The following is a 21,535-nucleotide window of genomic DNA, read 5'->3' as shown; positions in this document are numbered from 1 at the left end:
GTTGCGGAGGGATACGATGGATCAGTTTCAAACGTTAATCGACGTCCTGCAGGACCGAAGCAAGCTGGCAACAAGAGGCATCACTTACATTTCCGGAGACCGGGAGGAAGAGTACGAGTCTTACGGCACCTTGTTCGACCGGGCGCTCTGCGCGCTGCACGAGCTGCAGAGCAGCGGCATGAAGCCCGGGGATGAATTGCTGATGCAGATCGACGATAACCGCACGTTCTTGTCGGTGTTCTGGGGCTGCCTGCTCGGAGGCATCATTCCGGTGCCCGTCACGGTAGGCAACAACGACGAGCACAAAATGAAGCTGTTCAAAATATGGGGGATGCTGAACCGGCCTTATCTGATGAGCGATGCCAAAGCGCTGGACCATCTGGAGAAGTACGTCGGACAAAGCGAACTGCAACATTCGTTCGAAGCGATGAAGCAAACGGTTTTATTTACAGATAAACTTGATTTTTCCTCTCAGAATAGAGGGGTTATTTATCCGGCCAAAGCGGAGCAGCTTGCCTTCATTCAGTTCTCCTCCGGGTCAACGGGCGATCCGAAAGGAGTCATGCTGACGCATGAAAATCTGGTTCACAATATTCGCGATGCGGCATTGGGGGCGCACATGGACGAGCGGGACGGCTACCTCGGCTGGATGCCCTTGACGCATGATTTAGGGTTGATCGCTTTTCACTTGACCTGCGTCATCGGCAATGCCAATCAGTACATTATGCCGACGGCGCTTTTTATCCGGCGCCCGACCTTATGGTTGAAAAAGGCGTCCGAGCACCAAGTGACCCAGATCTGCTCTCCGAACTTCGGCTATAAATTTTTCCTGGCCCAATATAAGCCTGAGACGGCTGCAGACTGGGATTTGTCACACATTCGAATCGTTTACAACGGCGCAGAGCCGATTTCTACCGAAGTTTGCGATCAGTTCCTTGATGCCATGGAGAAGCACGGGCTCCAGAGATCGGCGATGTTGTGCGTTTATGGGATGGCGGAAGCCTGCGTCGGCCTTTCCTATCCACCGCTCGAAGAAATGTATCTTCCCGTACATTTGAACCGGGAGCGGCTGAACATCGGCGAAGCGGTCGTGCCCATCGAGCCTTCTGACAATCGCTGCGTAACCTTCGTCGATGTCGGTTCTCCTTTCGCAAGCAGCCATATCCGCATCTGCGGCGATGACGATACGGTGCTGGCCGACAACGTGATCGGGCACATTCAAATCAGCGGTAAAAATGTGACCGGCGGCTATTACAACAACCCGCAGGCGACGGCCAAAGTGATGACGGCGGACGGCTGGCTCAAAACCGGCGATCTGGGCTTTATGCGCAGCGGGCGGCTGGTCATTACCGGGCGGGCGAAGGATATTATTTTCGTGAACGGCCAGAACGTTTATCCTCACGATATCGAGCGGGTCGCCGAGGAAGTCGACGGCGTGGAGCTTGGCAAGGTAGCGGTGTGCGGCGTTCATGACGCCGAGGCCCGGCAGGACCGCATTGTCGTCCTCGTGATGCATACGAAGAAGGTCGGGGATTTCGCTCCGGTTGCCCAACGGCTAAGGAAGCATCTGAACTATCGGGGCGGCTGGGAGCTTCACGATATCGTGCCGATCCGGCGCATCCCCAAAACAACGAGCGGTAAGGTGCAGCGCTTCAAGCTGGCGCAGGAGTACGAAGCCGGGCAGTTTCAACCGGTCTCGAAGCAGTTGGCAGAGCTGCTGCGGAAGGAAAAAGAGGCAAGGCCCGTCGCTATTCCGCAGAACGAAGTGGAGCGCAAGCTGCTGGACATCTGCAAGCAAATTTTGCAGACCGATGCCATCGGCACCGACGAAAGCTACTTCGATCTTGGCGCGAATTCGCTGCAGCTGACGCAAATGGCGGAGCAGTTGGAAAGCCAGCTCGGCGTGAACATCGCCGTGACCGATTTCTTTTCGTATCCCACCATCGCGAAGCTGGCTGCCTATATTGCCGAAGGAGAGCAGGAGGCGTCTGCAGAGCACGAACCCGAGGCGGGAGATCCAAGAGACCGGGATATTGCGATCATCGGCATGGCTGGCAAGTTTCCCCAAGCAGATACGCTGGAGCAGTTCTGGGCGAATCTGGCGGAAGGCAAAGACTGCATAGGACCTTTTAACGAAAAAAGAACGAAGGACGCCGAGTCCTATATCGCTCATCTGCATACCGGAGATCGGGATCTTCGACCGGTGGAGGGCGGTTATTTGGACGAGATCGATACGTTCGACTACTCGTTCTTCCGGCTGACGCCACGCGAAGCTTCGCTGATGGACCCGAACCAGCGTCTTTTTCTCCAGACGGCGTGGAGCGCCATCGAAGACGCGGGATACGGCGGAACCCCGTTGTCCGGCAAAAAAGTCGGCGTATACGTCGGATTTTCCAAAACGAGCTTTGAATACGAGCGCCTGCTGACGGAAGTCGCGCCGGAAGCGCTGCCTCATTTTGTGATCGGCAACCTGCCGTCGATCATTTCTAGCCGCATCGCTTACCTGCTTGATTTGAAAGGTCCTGCGGTCACGGTCGACACTGCCTGCTCGTCTTCGCTCGTCGCGGTGCATCTCGCCTGCCAGGCGATTCTCGGCGGGGATTGCGAGATGGCGCTGGCGGGCGGCGTCAAAACTATTATGCTGCCGCACAAGGCGGGCATCGGCATGGAATCTTCCGACGACCGGGCCAGAGCGTTCGACGACAACTCGGACGGAACGGGCTGGGGCGAGGGTGTCGGAGCCGTGCTTCTGAAGCCTTTGCGCAAAGCCGTGCAGGACGGGGACAACATTGTCGCGGTTATTAAAGGGAGCGCGATCAATCAGGACGGCAGCACGGTCGGCATCTCCGCTCCGAACGCCTCGTCGCAAGCGGAAGTGATTGCGCAGGCTTGGCGCAGCGCGCGCGTCGATCCGGAAACGATCACTTACATCGAAGCGCACGGGACGGGGACGAAGCTGGGCGATCCCGTCGAAATCGACGGCTTGACGAAAGCGTTCCGCAAACAAACGCAGCGCAAGCAGTTTTGCGCCCTGGGCACGGTGAAAACGAACATCGGTCATCTATACGAAGCAGCGGGGATCGCCGGTTTGATCAAAGCGGTGCTGTCGCTTCAGCATCGGCAAATTGCCCCTTTGGTGCATTTCCGTCAGCCGAATAGCAAGATCAGCTTCGAGGAATCGCCGGTTTACCCCAATACGGAGCTGAAAAACTGGCAGCCGGACGGGATTCCGAGAAGATGTGGCATCAGTTCGTTCGGATTCAGCGGGACGAACTGCCATATGGTGCTGGAAGAGTATGCTCCTGACAATACGGCGCCGGAGCTGCCGAGTTCACCCGACAGCGGGCCGATGCTGTTGACCTTGTCGGCGCGCAGCGAAACCGCGCTGCGGGCGATGGTCGGGCGGTATGCGGAGCTGTTTGAACGCCTGCCGGAGCTGGATATGCGCAGCGTATGCTTTACGGCGAATACGGGGCGGAGCCACTTGACGCACCGGATTGCGGTGACCGCTGCCGGAGCTGCCGAGCTGCGGACGAAAGTGATTCGGCTGCATAGCGAAGGCTTGGCGGAGGAAGGCGTATATCGGAGCGGATCCGGCGGAACGGCTGAGAGTACGTCCGGCGAGACGGAGACGGGGCTTCTGCGCTGGGATACGTTGGAAGGAGTGGCGCAAGTAGCGCAAGAGTATGTACGGGGAGCGAAGATCGACTGGAGCTCGCTGTACGCGGATCGGCGTTATCCGAGGGTGTCGCTGCCCACGTACCCGTTCGAACGGAAAAGATGCTGGATCGATGTGCCCGCAGTACGGCCGGGGCGCAGCAACAAGACGGCAACCTTGGCTGCGATAGCTGAGATAGCAGAGGAGCGTGTTAAACCGATGAACGACCATTCCGGCACAGAGGCCGTCTCCGATCTCCATCGGCAGTCGGTCAGAATTTCCCTGATGCAGATGATCCGTAACGTATCGCAGCTTGACATGGACGAGCTTCAACCGCAAACGCACTTTCTGGAGCTCGGACTGGACTCGATCGTCTTAACTCAGGTGCAGCACGGTATTAAAAATACGTTCGGACTGGATATTCCGATGAACAGCTTCTTCGAATCGTTAACGAATCTGGAGCTGTTAACGGATTACATCGCGCAGCATCCGGCGCTGACGCAGCCTCTTGTCCCGCAAGTCCGGGAGGAGGGGAACAGGCTTGCCGAAGTCGGTGGGGCGGTGGCCCAACCGTCAAGCCAGGCACCCGCACCTGCGTCCGGCGATTGGGAAGCGCCTCTTGCTGCAGCGGAACCGCATCTGCCGCTTCCAGGGAGCGCCGCCTCTGCCGGGGTGGAGCGCATCATGGAGCAGCAGCTCCGCCTGATGTCCCAGCAGCTCGACATGCTGCGGCTGCATCCGGCGCCTTCACCAGCCGTGCTGCGCGAGCAGGCCGCATTACCTGTGCCTAGCGTTGTTTCCCGGCCGGACAGCCTCGTGCATGCCGATGCGAGCAGGGAGGTGGCGGCCGCATCAAGTGTTTCCGCCGTACGTCAGCCGGACAGCGCCGAGGCGAAGCCGTTCGCGCCCTTCAAGACGATTGACGTGAAAGCGCGCGAATCGATGCCGTTCCGCCAAGAGAAGCATCTGCGCGATTTGATCGAACGGTATACGGCTCGCACCCGCCGGACGAAGGAATATACGCAGAGATACCGCCCCGTCTATGCGAACAACCGCAATGTGGCCGGTTTCCGGCCCGTGCTGAAGGAAATGGTGTACCAGATTGTGGCGGAACGCGCCGAAGGCTCTAAAATCTGGGATCTGGACGGAAACGAATATATCGATCTGACTATGGGCTTCGGCGTCAATTTATTCGGGCACAACCCGGATTTCATTCGGGAAAAAATTGAAGCCGGGCTGCAAAACGGCATGTGCGTCGGTCCGATGTCCAATCTGGCTGGACAGGTAGCCGAAGGCATATGCAAAATGACGGGTGTAGACCGCATCGCGCTGTTCAACACCGGCACGGAAGCCGTGATGGTGGCGCTGCGTCTGGCCCGGGCGGCAACCGGACGGGCCAAGGTTGTCCTTTTTGCCGGATCGTACCACGGCACGTTCGACGGCGTGCTGGCGCTCGGCAGCGCCGGAGCGGATCAAGAGCATTCCGTGCCTTTGGCGCCGGGCATCTTGCAGCACATGGTCGACGATGTGGTCGTGCTGAATTACGGCACGGAAGAGGCGCTGGCCTACCTTCGCGCGCATGCGCATGAGCTGGCGGCCGTGCTCGTGGAACCGGTGCAAAGCCGGCGGCCCGACTTCCAGCCGCAGGCGTTTCTGACGGAGATCCGTCGGATTACGGCGCAGTCGGGCACCGCGTTCATTTTCGACGAGGTGATTACGGGCTTCCGCGTGCATTCTGGAGGCGCGCAGGCGTGGTTCGGCATCCAAGCCGATCTAGTGACCTACGGCAAAGTCATCGGAGGCGGCATGCCGATCGGCATCGTGGGCGGGAAGGCGGCGTTTATGGACGGAATCGACGGCGGCTTCTGGCGCTTCGGTGACGATTCATATCCACGGCAGGAGGAGCGTCGGACGTTCGTTGCCGGCACCTTCTGCCATCATCCGCTGGCGATGGCGGCAGCCTTGGCCGTGCTGGAGAAGCTTGAACAAAGCGGAGGGAAGCTGCAGGCCAAATTGAACGCCAGAACGGCCGCCTTGGCGGCGGAGCTGAACGACTATTTCGTCCAAGACAACGTACCGATGAAAATCGTTCACTTCGGTTCTTTGTTCCGCTTCGTGCTCAAAGGCGATTTGGAGCTGTTCTTCTATCATATGCTCGATAAAGGGGTCTATATCTGGGAGGGCCGCAACTGCTTCCTGTCGACGGCCCACTCGGAATCGGATATCCGACGGATCGTACAGGCGGTGAAAGACAGCATCCGGGAGCTGCGAGACGGCGGTTTCTTGCCGGATGTGCCTCCGGATGGGAGCGGTCCGGGTAAGTGGTCCGTGCCTAGGACGGAATCGCGGGATAAAGGGCAGGACGCCGTCATTGCTTTGACGCCGGAGCAGAAGCAGCTATGGTTCGCTTCGATGTCCGGCCGGAGCGAGGCGCAATCGCTGCACGAGACCGCACTGCTTCGGCTGCGCGGGCCTCTGCACATCGAAGCGTGGAGCGAAGCGGTAAATGCCGTCGTCCGGCGGCACGAAGCGCTGCGCACCTATATGAGCGGAGACGGGGAGACGCAGGTTGTTGCACCCGAGATGACGATCCGCATTCGACTGTTCGATGTGAGCGACTTCGCCGTCGGGGCACAAAAGCAGCGCCAGCGCGAATGGCTGGACCGGAATGCAGAAGCACCGTTCGCCATGTCGGCGGGCGAGCCGTTGTTTCGCATTTGTCTGCTGAAAAAATCCAAGGACGAGCATATTGCGCTGTTTACTTTTCATCATTTGATCGCCGACGGTTGGTCCATGGGCGTGTTCATCCAGGAGCTGGAGCGTATTTACTCCGCGCTCGTACGGCAGGAGAGCTGGGCGCTCCCTACTCCCGCCGCTTTCCGGGACTATGCCGCTTGGCAGCGGCATAAGCTTGAGCAGCCGGAAAGCCGGGAGGCCGCAGCGTACTGGGCGGCTTTGTCCGACAGGCGGCTTCCGGTGCTGGAGCTGCCGTCGCTCCGGCGGGGAACGTCGGTTCCGACTTCCCGTGGAGGCCGGCATACGGTCATGCTGGACAGCCGGCTCGCGAAGGAGCTTAAAACGGCCAGCATCCGGCTGGGCAGCAGCTTGTTCGTGACGCTGCTGTCCGCGTTCCAGCTGTTTCTGCACCGGCTGACCGGGCTGCAGCAGATCACGGTGGGCATTCCGACAGCCGGACAAGCGCAGATGGAGGCGTTCTCGCTCGTTGGCAACTGCGTCAATCTGCTGCCGGTCGCGAGCGAGGTGAAGCCGGAGCTTACGTTTGCCGAATATGCGCAAGCCGTCAAAAACGGAATGAACGAAATCGAACCGTTTCAGCCCTACAGCTTCGCCGCCTTGGCGGAAAGGGGGCTCGGGCATCTGCCGGCGATCACGGCCGTCTTCAATATGGACCGTCTGCCGAGGCTACGCTTCCATGAGCTGGATGCCGAGCTGCTGCCGAATCCGATTTCGTACAGCAAATACGAGCTTTTCCTGAATGCGATCGAGATCGGAAGCGAGCTGCGGCTCGATTTCGATTACAGCGCCGATTTGTTCCCGGCCGAAACGGTCCGGACATGGACGAGATACTATGTGCATTTGCTGCATACGATCGCACAGGAGCAGTCGCTGCACATCTCCGGGCTTTCCTTGCTGGATGACGGGGAAATCGCGCAAAAATGGGCGGCCTGGGCCGCCCTTGCCGATGCGGAAGGCAGCTATCCCTGCGTGCTGGATGCATACCTTCAGCCGGTTCCGTCAGGAACGATGGGGGAGCTGTATATCGTGCGGCCTGCGGACGGGAGTTCCCGGAATTCCCGGGACTCCTTCCTTCGCACCGGGGAATGGGTGCATTATGCGGAAGACGGAAAGCTGACGCCTGTCGGGAAAACGTCCCGTTTTGTCCGGCTTCGCGGACATCAAGTCAACCTCCAGCAGTTGGAGGAGCACGTACGTCGTGCGTTCGGTCTTCGCGCTTGCGTCTTCACCGTTCGCTCTGAAGCAGATACGGACACCGCTGCTGATCTGACCGCATACATCGTTGTCGATCCGTCGCACCCTTGGGAGGAGTCCGGGCTCAAGCAAGCGATGAGCGCAGCGCTCCCGGATTACACGCAGCCCCGCTACGTGGTCAAGATGGCAAGCCTCCCGCTTATGCCAAGCGGAGAGCCGGACTGGGCGCAGCTGCCGGAGCCCGGGGAAGGGGGCGGCTTTGCCTCAGCCTCCGATGTTCACGGAGGAGACGTTACGGAGGAGACGCTGGTCCGCATCTGGAAAGAAGTGCTTGGGGCGGCGAACGTGGGCCGTCGTGATAACTTTTTCCAGCTAGGCGGGGACTCCCTGAAAGCAACGGTAATTTTGTCTAGGGTGAACAAGGAATTTCAGGTACATATTCCGCTCGGTCACCTGTTCGAGCTTCAGACCATTGATGAACTGGTCCGATATATCCGGGGCGGGGAAAAGAGCGCCTACGCGCCGATAGAACCGGTGGAGCCACAGGAGGCGTACCCCGTGTCGTCTTCGCAAAAGCGTATGTACGTACTGCATCAGCAAGGCGACAGCACGACATATAACATTTCCGGGCAGCTTAAGATCGAAGGGGAGCTGGATACGGCGCGTTTGATCGAAGCGCTCCGGCACGTATTCGGGAGGCATGAGTCGCTGCGCACTTATTTTGTGCTGGAGGATGGCGAGATCGTTCAGAAAATCAGCCCGGACGCCGTATTGGACGTTCAGGTGACACGGATTAGCGAAGAAGAGGCGGATGAAGCGCGAGCGCGGTTTGTCCGACCGTTCGATCTCGGTCTGGCTCCGTTGTTCCGCGCCGAGCTGCTGCAATTTGCAGTCGACCGCTTTATGCTTTTGGTCGATATGCATCATGCTGTGGCTGACGGATTTTCGATGGCGGTGCTGCTGGACGAGCTGCTTCAAACGTATCAGGGAAGGCAGCTGGCGCCAAGAAACGTGCATTACAAAGACTATGCTGTCTGGCAGCAGAACCGGATCGCCGAAGGCGCCTTTGAGCAGCAGGAAGCGTATTGGTTAAGCGAGCTTGGTGGCGAGCTTCCGGTGCTGAACATGCCGACCGATTATCCGCGCCCGCAGCTGCAAAGCTTTGAAGGAGACACCTTCTCTCAGAAGCTGGACCCCGAGCTGACGGCATCGCTTTACAAGCTGGCGCAGGAGTCGGGAACGACGCTGTATATGGTGCTGCTGGCGGCGTACAATGTCCTGCTCGCCAACTATTCGGGACAAGACGATATCATCGTCGGGACACCGGTATCCGGCAGAAAACATGCGGATACGGAAGCCGTGATCGGGATGTTCGTCGGGACGCTCGCCATGCGGAATCGACCGAAACGAGAACTAGTGTTCGGCGAATTTTTGCAGGACGTCAAGCGTCAGTCGCTGCTCGCCTTCGAGCATCAGGACTATCCGTTTGACGAGCTGACGGAGAAGCTCGAACTCGTGCGGGATTTGAGCCGCAACCCGATTTTCGACACGATGTTTATGCTGCAAAACGAAGCGGTACACACGCTCGAAGCGAGCGGTCTGACGTTCGAATCGGAAGAGCTCAACCCGGGCGTGTCGAAATTTGACTTTTCCTTAAGCGTGACGGCGGATAAGGCAGGACTTTCCTGCACCTGGGAATATGCGACGAAGCTGTTCAAGCCGGAAACGATCCGGCGGATGGCGGAGCATTACGTCCGTGTGCTGGAGGGGGTCATCAACGGGCAAGAGCTGCGGCTCTCCGATATCGATATGCTGACGGATGCGGAAAAGCGGCAGCTTCAGCGCGTTTCCGGCGAGACGGCGCTATCGTACCCGGCGGTTGGAACGATCTGCGAACGGTTCGAGCAGCAGGCCGCCCGGACGCCGGAACGGACGGCACTTGTGTTCGGCGGGCGGACGATTTCGTACGGGGAGCTGAATTGCCAAGCCAACCGGCTGGCGCATCGGCTGCAAGCGCTCGGCGTCGGGCCGGATACGCCGGTCGGCGTCTGCTTGGACCGCAGTCCGGAGCTGGTAGCGGGGCTGCTCGCCGTGCTGAAAGCCGGCGGCGCTTATGTGCCGCTGGACCCGGCGCTGCCGTCGGAGCGGCTTGGCTATATGACGGAGCGCGCGGGAGTGAAGGCGTTTGTAACAAAGCTCGCGTGGGCGGAAGGGCTCGCGGTACGGCCTGATTTGGCGGTCGTCTGCCTTGATGACGGGACGGCGGGACTGGAAGCGGAGCCTGAACATAACCCGGACAGCAAGGCGGGGTCCGGGCATTTGATGTATGTAATCTTTACTTCCGGTTCCACTGGGACGCCGAAAGGAGCGAGCGTCTACCGGTCTGGCTTCGAAAATCTGCTGCAGTGGTACACCTGCGAATTTGCCATGATGGAAGAGGACCGGGTGCTGATGATCTCGTCGCCCAGCTTCGACCTTACGCAAAAGAACATTTTTGCCCCGCTCGTGACCGGAGGCCAATTAGTGCTATTGCCGTCTGGTCCGTATGATGCCGGCGAAGTGGTGTCGCTGATCGAGCGGCATGGGATTACGCTGTTGAACGGGACGCCGAGCGCGTTTTATCCACTGCTGGACATCACCGCGTCAGCGAGATATGGTCCGCTCGCGACACTGCGGCACGTCTTCCTCGGCGGGGAACCGATTGCGGCCGACCGCCTCACGGCATGGACGGCGTCGGAAGCATGCCGGGCCGAGGTAGTCAATACATACGGCCCGACGGAGTGTACGGATGTGACAGTGTACGGTCGTTTGACGAATATGCCGTCTCTGGTCGGCAAGCCGGTGCCGATCGGCCACCCGGTGGCTGGCACACGCGTATATATTTTGAACCGGGAACTGGGCTTGCAGCCGATGGGGCTGCCTGGCGAGCTGTGCATCGCGGGGGTGCAGGTCGGCGGAGGTTATGTCGGCGACGCAGAGCTGACGGCGGACAAATTCGTGGCGAATCCGTACGGGGACGAGCTGGCGCCGGTCCTGTACCGAACAGGAGATCTGGCACGTTATTTGCCGGACGGAACGATCGAATATTTGGGCCGGATCGACCATCAGGTCAAGCTGCGGGGCTACCGGATCGAGCCGGGCGAAATTGAAGCGGCGCTGCGGGAATGCGCAGGCGTCAAAGACGCGTTCGTGATGACCCGGGAGGACCTGCCCGGGGACGTCCGGCTCGTCGCTTATGCCGTGCCGGAAGAGGAGGCGAGGGAGGGGGCGGCGTCCGACAGCGAGCTCCCGGGGCTATGGCGCAGCGAGCTGCGCCGCAAGCTGCCGGACTACATGGTGCCGACGGCTATCGTTGTCATGGCGGAGCTTCCGCTATCGCCTAACGGCAAAGTCGACCGCAAAGCGCTGCCGGCGCCGGAGGTCGGACTTGTTACGGACGCGGAATACGTCGCTCCGCGCACACCGGTAGAGGCGAAGCTGTCGGAGCTGTGGAAAGAAGTGCTCGGCCTGTCCGCCGCCGTTGGCGTCAAGGACAACTTTTTCGATCTCGGCGGCCACTCGCTGCGGGCGACCACGCTGGGCGCGAAAATTCACCAGTCGCTGAACGTATCGCTGTCGCTGCGGCAAATGTTTCAGCATCCGACGCTTGAGCTGATGGCGCAGGCGATTGAGCAATTGCAGCCTAGCCCTTATGGCGACATTCCCGTCGCCGGGCAGCAGGACGCATATCCGCTTTCCTCGGCGCAAAAACGGTTATACATTTTGAGCCAACTGGAAGGAGCAGCGACCAGCTACAACATGCCGGGCGAACTGCTGATGGAAGGCGAGCTGGTTGCGGCGCGGCTTGAAGCGGCGTTTCGCGGGCTGCTCCGTCGCCATGCCACGCTGCGCACCTCCTTTGAGCTGGCAGCGGACGGCGAGCCGGTTCAGCGCATTGCGGAGACGGCGGATTTTACGCTGGAACGTATCCAGGTAAGTGGGGAAGGGGAGGCCGAAGCGGCGATAACTGGCTTTATCCGGCCGTTTGATCTGGGGAAAGCGCCGCTCCTGCGGGCGGCTTTGGTGGAAGAAGCGCCACAGCGCCACCGGCTGCTGTTTGATATGCACCATTTGATTTCCGACGGCGTGTCGATGAACATTCTGCTGGAAGAGCTGGCGCAGCTGTATGAGGGCAACGAATTGACGGCGCTGCGCATTCAATACAAGGATTATGCGGTATGGCAGCAGGTGGACAGCGACAGTGAACGGATGAGCACGCAGGAAGCGTATTGGCTGGAGCGATTGGGTGGGGAGCTTCCGATTCTCGAGTTGCCGACCGATTATGCGAGACCGCCCGTCCGCAGCTTTTCCGGCGGTACGCTGTCCTTCGCGATCGATTCGCGGCAGGCGGACGGGTTGAAGCGGCTCGGCTCGCAGGCGGGAGCAACCTTGTTTATGGTGCTGCTTGCCGCCTATACGACGCTGCTGTCCAAATACAGCGGGCAGGAAGATATGATCGTCGGAACGCCGATCGCAGGCAGACCGCATGCCGATCTGCAGCCGATGATCGGGATGTTTGCAGGAACGTTGGCGCTGCGAAGCTATCCGGCGGGAGAGAAGACGTTCCTAGACTACTTGCAGGAAGTGAAAGAGCTGGCGCTGCGAGCGTACGAGAATCAGGACTATCCGTTCGAAACGCTGGTGGAGAAACTGAACATGAAGCGGGACATGAGCCGCAATCCCGTGTTCGATACGATGTTCGTTTTGCAAAATACGGAGACGGTCGTACCCGGGTTTACATCGTTGTGTGTAAGTCCGCACGAGAGCGAGCATCCTATCGTGAAGTTTGACTTGACCTTTACCGCGGCCGAGGAAGCGGGCGGCATTGCGTTCAGCATCGAATATGGCGACCGTTTGTTCCAACGGGAAACGATCTCGCGCATGGCGCGGCATTTTATTCAACTGATCGAAGAAATCATTCAGACTCCCGAAGCGAAGCTGTCATCCTTGAACATCCTTACCGTCCATGAGCTGGCGCAAATTTTGGAGACGTTCAACGAAACGGCGCTGCCATACCCTGCGGACATGACGATCCACGGACTGTTCGAGCGGCAGGCGGCGCTGACGCCGGACCAGATTGCGGTTGTGTTTGAAGACCGGCAGCTTACGTACCGGGAGCTGGACGAGCGGGCGAACCGGCTGGCGCGCACGCTTTTGGCCAAAGGGGTGGCCGCCGAGCAGCTGGTCGCCATTATGACCGAGCGGTCGCTGGACATGGTTACGGCCGTACTTGGTGTCATGAAAGCGGGCGGCGCATATGTCCCGGTCGATCCCGAATACCCGGAGGAACGCATCCGCTACATGCTCGGCGACTCCGGAGCACGGCTGCTGCTGACGCAATCGCATTTGCGGGAGCGCACGGCGTTCGGCGGCGAACTGCTCCTGCTGGATGACGAACGCAGCTATAGCGGCGACGCGTCTCGTCCCGGAGTGGCTGTCGGTCCGCATCAGCTGGCTTATGTCATCTATACGTCAGGTACGACCGGCAAGCCGAAAGGCGTGATGGTTGAGCATCAAGGCGTGTGCAATAACAAACTGTTTTTTGAACAATCCCTTCACATTACGACAAAGGATCGCATTGTACAGTTTGCGAGCTTCTCCTTCGACGCGTCGTGCTGGGAAATGACCATGGGCCTACTGACCGGGGCAGCGCTGTATGTGCCCGATGCTTCCGTCATAGCGGATTACCGTCTGTTTGAACAATATGTCCGTGATCACGGGATAACGGTGGCGACTTTGCCTCCGACCTATGCCGTATACTTGAATCCCGAGCATATGCCCGAATTGAGGACGCTCATTACGGCGGGTTCCGCATCCTCCGGTGAGCTTGTTCAGCAGTGGAAGGACCACGTTCGCTATTTTAACAACTACGGCCCAACCGAGGATTCCATTTGTTCGACCGCGTGGTCTTATACGGACCATTCGCGGATAGAAAAGACGGTACCTATCGGCCGGCCGATTCCAAATCATCAAGTCTTTATTCTGAGTGCGCATAACGGGCTTGTTCCGATCGGCGTGGCCGGGGAGCTTTGTGTCGCCGGTATCGGTCTGGCCAGAGGCTATCTGAACCGCCCCGACCTGACGGCGGACAAATTCATGCCGGTTCCGTTCGCCCCTGAACGGCGGATGTACCGGACGGGCGATTTGGCCCGCTGGCTGCCGGACGGCAGCATCGAATATTTGGGCCGGATCGATCATCAGGTCAAAATCCGCGGCTATCGCATCGAGCTCGGCGAGATTGAAGCGCAGCTGCTGAAGGTGGCAGCGGTACAAGAGGCGATCGTTCTGGCACGAACGGACGAAACCGGGCAAACGTATTTGTGCGCCTATTTTACTGCTGATGGGGAGCAGACGTCTGGCGCACTGCGCAGCGAGCTGGCGCGGGAGCTTCCGGGCTATATGGTGCCGTCCTTCCTAGTTCAGCTTGAGGAGATGCCGCTGACGCCGAACGGCAAAATCGACCGCCAAGCGCTGCCTGCGCCGGAGGGTATCGTGCCTACAGGCGCAGAGTACGCTGCTCCGCGGACGCCGGTGGAATCGAAGCTGGCGGAGCTGTGGCAAGAGGTGCTTGGGGTGCCGAGCGTCGGGATCAGGGATAACTTCTTCGAGCTCGGCGGTCATTCACTCCGAGCGATGAGGCTGGCGGCCCATATCCAAAAAGAATTGCATGTAAATGTGCCGCTGCAGGACGTGTTCGGCACCCCGACCATTGAACAGCTCGCGGCTGTCATCGAGGGGCTCCAGCAGCAGACATTTACAGTCATACCGGTTGCGCCCGTGCAGTCGTATTACCCCGTATCTTCAGCACAAAAGCGGCTGTACGTCTTGCAGCAGTTCGAAGGCGGGGAAACGAGCTACAACATGCCGGGGGTCATGCTGCTGGAAGGCTCGCTGGACCGGGAATGGTTCGAGGAGGCGTTCCGCGGGCTCATCCGGCGTCACGAGACGCTGCGGACCGGCTTTGAGCTGGTGGACGGCGAACCGTTCCAGCGGGTGTATCCCGAATCCGAAGTGGCGTTTGCCGTAGACTACGCCGAGAGCAACGGCGGGGAAACGGATACGCTGGAGCGCATCCGCCGCTTCGTCCGGCCGTTCGATTTGCGGCAGCCGCCGTTATTGCGGGTGGGCTTGATCCGGTTGGATCAGGACAAGCCGGGTGCGGAGCCGGAGCGTCATCTGCTGCTGTTCGATATGCATCATATCGTCTCGGATGGCTTGTCGATGGGCATTTTAATAAACGAGTTCGGCCGGTTATACGGCGGGGAGACGCTGCCGCCGCTGCGCATCCATTACAAGGATTTCGCGGCGTGGCAGCAGGCGGAACTGACCGGGCAGCGGATGAGCAGTCAGGAAGCGTACTGGCTGAATGTGTTCCAGGGCGAACTCCCTGTGCTGGATATGCCGACGGATTACGCGCGTCCGGCCGTGCAGCGCTTTGAGGGAGGGCTTGTTCCCTTCGCGCTTGGTTCGCAACGAAGCGACGCGCTGCGGCAGCTTGCGAGCGCAACCGGCACGACACTGTATATGGTGACGCTGGCGGCTTACACGGCGCTGCTGTACAAATACACGGGGCAGGAAGATATCGTGGTCGGCACCCCGGTGGCGGGCCGGACGCATGCGGATGTGGACGGACTGATCGGCATGTTTGTCGGGACGCTGGCGCTCCGCAGCTATCCGGTCGGGGAGAAGACGTTCCTGGATTACTTGCAGGGGGTCAAGGGCATGTCGCTCCAAGCGTTCGAGCATCAGGACTACCCGTTTGAAGCGCTGGTCGAGAAAGTAGGCGTTACGCGGGATTTGAGCCGTCATGCGCTGTTCGACACGATGTTTGACATGCAGCATGAGGTGGTGGAACAACGCACCGTACGTGGGTTGGAACTCAAGCCATATGAAATGGAGTCGAAGACGGCGAAGTTCGATCTTAGTTTCCAAATAGCGGAAGAAGAGACGGGGGCGCTTACGGGCAGCATCGAATACGCCAGCTCGCTGTACAGCGTGCATACGATCAGGAGAATGGCCGGTCACTTCATGCAGCTCATCGACGGTATTCTGGCGGCTCCTGAGGCGAAGCTGTCGTCTTTCGAGATCGTCACGCCGGAGGAAAAGGCGCTGCTAACGGGCGCATCCGCCGATAGCGGAGTCGGTGCCGCATCTTGCGATTGGCAGGAGAAGACAATTCATCAGTTGCTGGAGGAGGAGGCGGAGCGGACGCCGGATCAAGTGGCGGTCATTTGCGAGGACGAGCGGCTCACTTACCGCGAACTGAACGAGCAGGCGAATCGGCTTGCGCGTACCTTGCGGGCCAAAGGGGTGCGGCCAGACCAAACCGTCGGCATCATGGCCGAGCGCTCGCTTGCGATGGTCGTCGGAATGTTCGGGATTTTGAAGGCGGGAGCCGCTTACGTGCCGATCGATCCGGACTATCCCGAAGAGCGGGTTCGCTACATGCTGGACGATTCGGGAGCACAGCTGTTGCTGCTGACGCATCACCGCTTGCAGGAACGTGCGGCGGATGCGGCGGAGAAAGTGTTGTTCCTGGATGCTGCCGAAGCCTATGATGCCGACGGAACAAACCTGGTACCCGCAGCGCAGCCGCATCATCTGGCCTACGTCATCTATACGTCGGGAACGACGGGGAAACCGAAGGGCGTGATGATCGAGCACCGGCAGGTAATCGCTTTGTCCGAAGCGTGGAGGGAGGAGTATCGGCTGCGGGAGGAACCGGTACGGCTATTGCAGTGGGCGAGCTTCTCATTCGACGTGTTTACGGCCGATATCGTGCGGTCGCTGCTGAATGGCGGCCAGCTCATCGTATGCCCAGGCTACGCCCGGCACGACCCGGAGGCGATTTACGGGCTACTGCGTCAGCACCGCGTCACGATGTTCGATGCGACCCCGGCGCTTGTCATTCCGCTGATGAATGACGTGTATGAGCACGGGCGGGATATCGGCTTCCTGAAAACGCTCATTGTCGGCTCGGATCAATGTCCGGTAGGCGATTTTCAGCAATTAAACGACCGGTTCGGTGCATCGATACGGATCGTAAACAGCTACGGGGTAACGGAAGCGTGCGTCGATTCAAGTTATTATGTTCAGCAGACGGGGGACGTCGGATCGCATCTATATCCGCATGAATACCGGAGTTTGCCGATCGGCAAGCCATACCCGGGCGTGAGAATGTATATTTTAAGCGCAGCCATGGCGCTGCAGCCGGCCGGCGTGCCGGGCGAGCTGTATATCGGCGGACGCGGGGTGGCGCGGGGGTACCTGAACCGTCCGGAGCTGACCGCAGAGAAATTTGTAGATGACCCATTCGAGCCGGGCGGGCGGATGTACCGGACGGGCGATGCGGCGAGATGGCTGCCGGATGGAAACATCGAATATTTGGGGCGGCTCGACGATCAGGTGAAAATCCGCGGTTACCGGATCGAGCTGGGCGAGGTGGAAGCGCAGCTGCTAAAAACGGAATTCGTGCAGGAAGCGGTTGTCATTGCACGGGAAGACGAAGCCGGACAAAAGCAGTTGTGCGCGTATGTGGTGTCGGACCGCGAGCTGGCGATAGGCGAACTAAGGAAGTCGCTGTCGCAAACGCTGCCGGATTACATGATTCCATCGTTCTTCGTACAGCTTCCGCAGCTGCCGCTGACGCCAAACGGGAAGGTGGACCGCAAAGCGCTTCCTGCTCCGAAGGAAAGCATGGCTGCGGGCACGGACTATGTCGCTCCGCGCACGGCCGTGGAGCAAGCGTTGGCTTCCGTCTGGCAGGCGGTGCTTGGAATCGAGAAGGTCGGGGTGAATGACCGCTTCTTTGCGCTGGGAGGCGATTCGATCAAGGCGATTCAAGTGTCGGCGAAGCTGCATCAAGCCGGGTACAAGGTGGAAATGAGACATTTGTTCGCTCATCCTTCGATTGCGGAGCTCAGCGTGCACGTTAGGCCGATTACCCGGACCGCGGACCAGGGAGAAGCGAAGGGTTCGGCGCGGCTGACGCCGATTCAAGCATGGTTCTTCGGGCAAAACGATGCTGCGCCGCACCACTATAATCAAGCGATCATGTTGTACCGGGAGCAAGGCTACGACGAAGCGGCGCTTCGGAAGACGGTGCGGAAACTGGCGGAGCATCACGACGCGCTGCGCACGGTATTCCGACGGACGGAAGACGGCTATACGGCATGGACTCGCGGCATCGACGAGGGCGAGCTGTACGCTTTGGAAGTCATGGACTTCCGGAAGGCAGCCGACAACGTCGCGCAAGCGATCGAAGCAATCGCGAATGAAATCCAGAGCGGCATCGAACTCGATACGGGACCGCTTATGAAGCTGGGGCTGTTCCGCTGCGCGGACGGGGACCATTTGTTGATCGTCATTCACCATTTGGTTGTCGACGGAGTATCGTGGCGCATTTTACTGGAAGATTTGGCTTCCGGCTATGAGCAGGCTGTGAGCGGACAGGCGATCCGGCTGCCGGACAAGACGGATGCGTTTCGGACGTGGGCCGAGAAGCTGGCGGGCTATGCGAACAGTCCGGCGATAGAGGCGGAGCGGCCGTACTGGCAGCAGCTCGATCAGCTCGAGTGCAAGCCGCTCCCGCGAGATTTTGCGCAAGCCGGGCAGGAACAAGCCTACGGGCTGATGCGGGATAGCGAAACGGTGACGGTGCAGTGGACGCGGGAGGAAACGGAGCTGCTGCTGAAGCGGGCGCACCGGGCCTATAACACGGACATCAACGACCTGCTGCTGGCCGCGCTGGGGATGGCCGTGTACCGCTGGACGGGAATCGAGCGGGTATGGGTCAGTCTGGAAGGACATGGAAGAGAATCCATCCTGCCGGATATCGATATCACGCGCACCGTCGGCTGGTTTACGAGCGAGTATCCCGTTGCGCTGGAGATGGGAGCAGGTGGCGGTTTGGGCGATTCCGATACGCTCGCTTACCGGATCAAACGGGTGAAAGACAGCTTGCGACAAATCCCGAACAAAGGAATCGGCTACGGTATACTGAAATATTTGTCCGAAGCGTCCGAGGACGCCCGCGATGCGGCAAAGCCGGAAATCAGCTTTAACTATTTGGGCCAGTTCGATCAAGATTTAACCCATAATGCGCTGCAAGTATCGCCTTTTGCATGTGGCTCGGAGATCAGCGGGCAAACCGAAAGGTCCCATGCGCTGGATATTAGCGGCGGTATCGCAGGCGGAGAACTGACGTTTACCGTCAGCTACAGCGGCAAGCAGAACCGGCGGGAAACGATGGAGCGGCTGGCCGGGCTGCTTCATACCAGCCTTCAGGACATCATTGCGCACTGTGCGGCGAAAGAAAGGCCGGAGTTGACGCCAAGCGACGTCGTTTTCAAAGGACTTACCGCGACGGAACGGCTGCGGCGGATCGGGGAGATCGAGAGCGTGTACCCGTTAACGCCCATGCAGCAAGGGATACTGTACCACCGGCTGTTGGACCCGGAGTCGGAGGCGTACTTGGGGCAAACAGTGTTCACCGTACGAGGGAGTTTGAACATCCGAGCGTTCAAACAAAGCTTGGACGCCATCATGCAGCGGCATGACGCGCTGCGGACGAACTTCTATAGCGGATGGAACGGTCTGCCTTTGCAGGTGGTGTTCCGTAACAACCCGGCCGGCTTTGTTTATGAAGACGTGAGGGAGCGGAAGGAAAGCGAGCAAGAGGCTCATATCCATGCGCTCACGAAGGCAGACAAGGCCCGCGGCTTCGAGTTGAGCGAAGAACCGTTATTGCGCGTGTCGATTCTGCGAACCGGCAACGAAACGTACCGTTTCTTGTGGAGCTTCGATCAGATCGTGATAGATGGCCGGGATATGGGGCGGATCATCGAAGAGGTGTTCGCGGCGTACTCCGCCTACCGGAAGCAAGCCCGGCCGGAGCTGGGCGCGGTCACGCCATACAGGCGGTATATTGAGTGGCTGGAGGGGCAGGACCTTGCAGCGGCATCCGCTTACTGGAGCCATTATTTGGCTGGCTACCGCCATCAGGCCGTGCTGCCGCGGGTCCGGGCTCAGGAGCAGCAGGAGGCAGGGTATACGGCCGAACGGCTGATAAGCAGCTTAGGAAAACGGCTGACCCGGAAACTGCGAGATACGGCGAAGCGGTATCGGGTGACGGTAAATACGCTGCTCCAAACGTCGTGGGGACTGCTGCTGCAAGCCTATAACGGCACGGACGACGTTGTGTTTGGAACCGTCGTGCCCGTCAGACCGGCGCATGTTCCGGGCATGCAAACGATGATCGGAGTATGCGGCAATACGATTCCGGTCCGTATCCGCAGCGAGGCCGGGGCGACGGTGGCAGACGTCTTGCGGAGCGTTCAGGAGCAGGAGGCCGCATCCGAAAAGTATGCCATGCATCCGCTGTACGAAATCCAAGCGCTTAGCGATCCAAAACGGGAGCTGATTAACCACCTTCTCGTGTTCGAAACCGATAGCCAGCCTTTGGTCGCGGCCGAAGCGGCGGCAAAGGGGGCAGGGCTGGAAATGGCAGGGTTCCAGAACGAGGGACGGACGAGCTATGATCTGACAGTCATCATGCAGGTGGGAGACGACATGCGCATCCGATTCGATTACAACGCCCAAGTATATGAACATGAAGCGATGGAACGCCTGCAAGGGCACTGGATGCGGATCGTGGAACAACTCGCGGCGAATCCGGACGTCCGGGTGCAGGAGATTCAGCTGCTGTCCCCCGCCGAACAGGAGCATTGGCTGGCGGGCTTGGTCGGTACGGCAGCGGAACTGCCGCAAGGAGCGACCGTGCATTCGCTTTCCATGGAAGGCGCCGCGAATGCATTTGCATTGGCAGAGTACGTGGCACCGCGAACGCCGGTTGAAGCGAAGCTGGCGGAGCTGTGGCAAGAGGTCCTTGGAGTCCCGCGCATCGGAGTGAAAGACCGTTTCTTCGAGTTTGGTGGCCATTCGATCCAAGCGATGCAGCTGACCGAAAAGGTCAACGCCGTCATGGAGGCAGAGCTGTCTCTGCGTGCCGTCATTGGCGCGCAGACGATTGAAGAAATGGCGGCGCTGCTCTCTTCCGGGCTTGCCCAGGATGACGGCGACGGCCCGATGAAACTGAACGAGCGGGGACGAATGAACGTTTTCTGCTTCCCTCCTTCGGCAGGCTACGGGCTTGTGTATAGCGAAATGGCCAGGATGCTGGAAGATCAGTATGTCGTCTACGCGTTCGATTTCATCGAAGGGTGGCGCCATGAGGAGGAGCTGTTAAACCGGTACGTCGATGCGATTGTGAGCGTTCAGCGCGAAGCGCCTTATGTGCTGTTAGGCTACTCGCTGGGCGGCAGTTTAGCCTATCAGGTCGCAAAGACGATGGAGCGCAGGGGATATGCGGTAACGGATATTTTGTTGCTTGATGCTGATAGACGGGATGGGACGAAGAAACTTTCCGGCGAAGAACTGGAACGGGGAGTCGATGCCATGCTCGAAATCGTCTCCGAACGGAATGCGTCCTTTTTGGCCAATCGGGACGACTGGGAAAAGGCCAGAAGCAAAATTTTGGCATATGGCACATACAGCGGTCAATTGATCAACGACGGAGTGGTTCGAGCCAACCTGCACGCTTTCATTACGGAAATAGAAGCTGCCAGAGCCGAGGATTGGAACGAGACGACGACGGAAGAGGTCGTGGAGTACGCATTGATTGGCGGTCACCTTGACATTTTTGAACCGGCCAATATTGAGCATAATGTCCATGCGATCCGGCTCGTCTTGCAGGACATCGTTCGGGGCGCAACTCTTGGAGCGGACTCCGTACGCTAACGGAAAGCCCTCTTGTTTCAGCCTTTTTGGCAAAACAAGAGGGCGATTTTTTATTCCGCGATAGTTGTCGAATGAAACCGGATCATCTGG

At 59.3% G+C, this 21,535-nt stretch carries 1 protein-coding gene; it reads left to right on the top strand.

Features of this window, described 5'->3' with window-relative positions; all coding sequences use genetic code 11:
- The first annotated feature begins 16 nt into the window (after positions 1-16).
- Positions 17-21,445, top strand: coding sequence for a non-ribosomal peptide synthetase (locus ET33_RS01540; protein WP_036675518.1), 21,429 nt, complete (start codon positions 17-19; stop codon positions 21,443-21,445).
- The last annotated feature ends 90 nt before the right edge of the window (positions 21,446-21,535 follow it).

The organism is Paenibacillus tyrphae, assembly GCF_000722545.1.
GTDB classification, from domain to species: Bacteria; Bacillota; Bacilli; order Paenibacillales; family NBRC-103111; genus Paenibacillus_G; species Paenibacillus_G tyrfis.
This window is presented reverse-complemented; position numbering and strand designations above follow the sequence as displayed.

Bases quoted from the DNA above. Each gene is read 5' to 3' on its own strand.
- ET33_RS01540 (WP_036675518.1), top strand. From the start codon at position 17: ATGGATCAGTTTCAAACGTTAATCGACGTCCTGCAGGACCGAAGCAAG.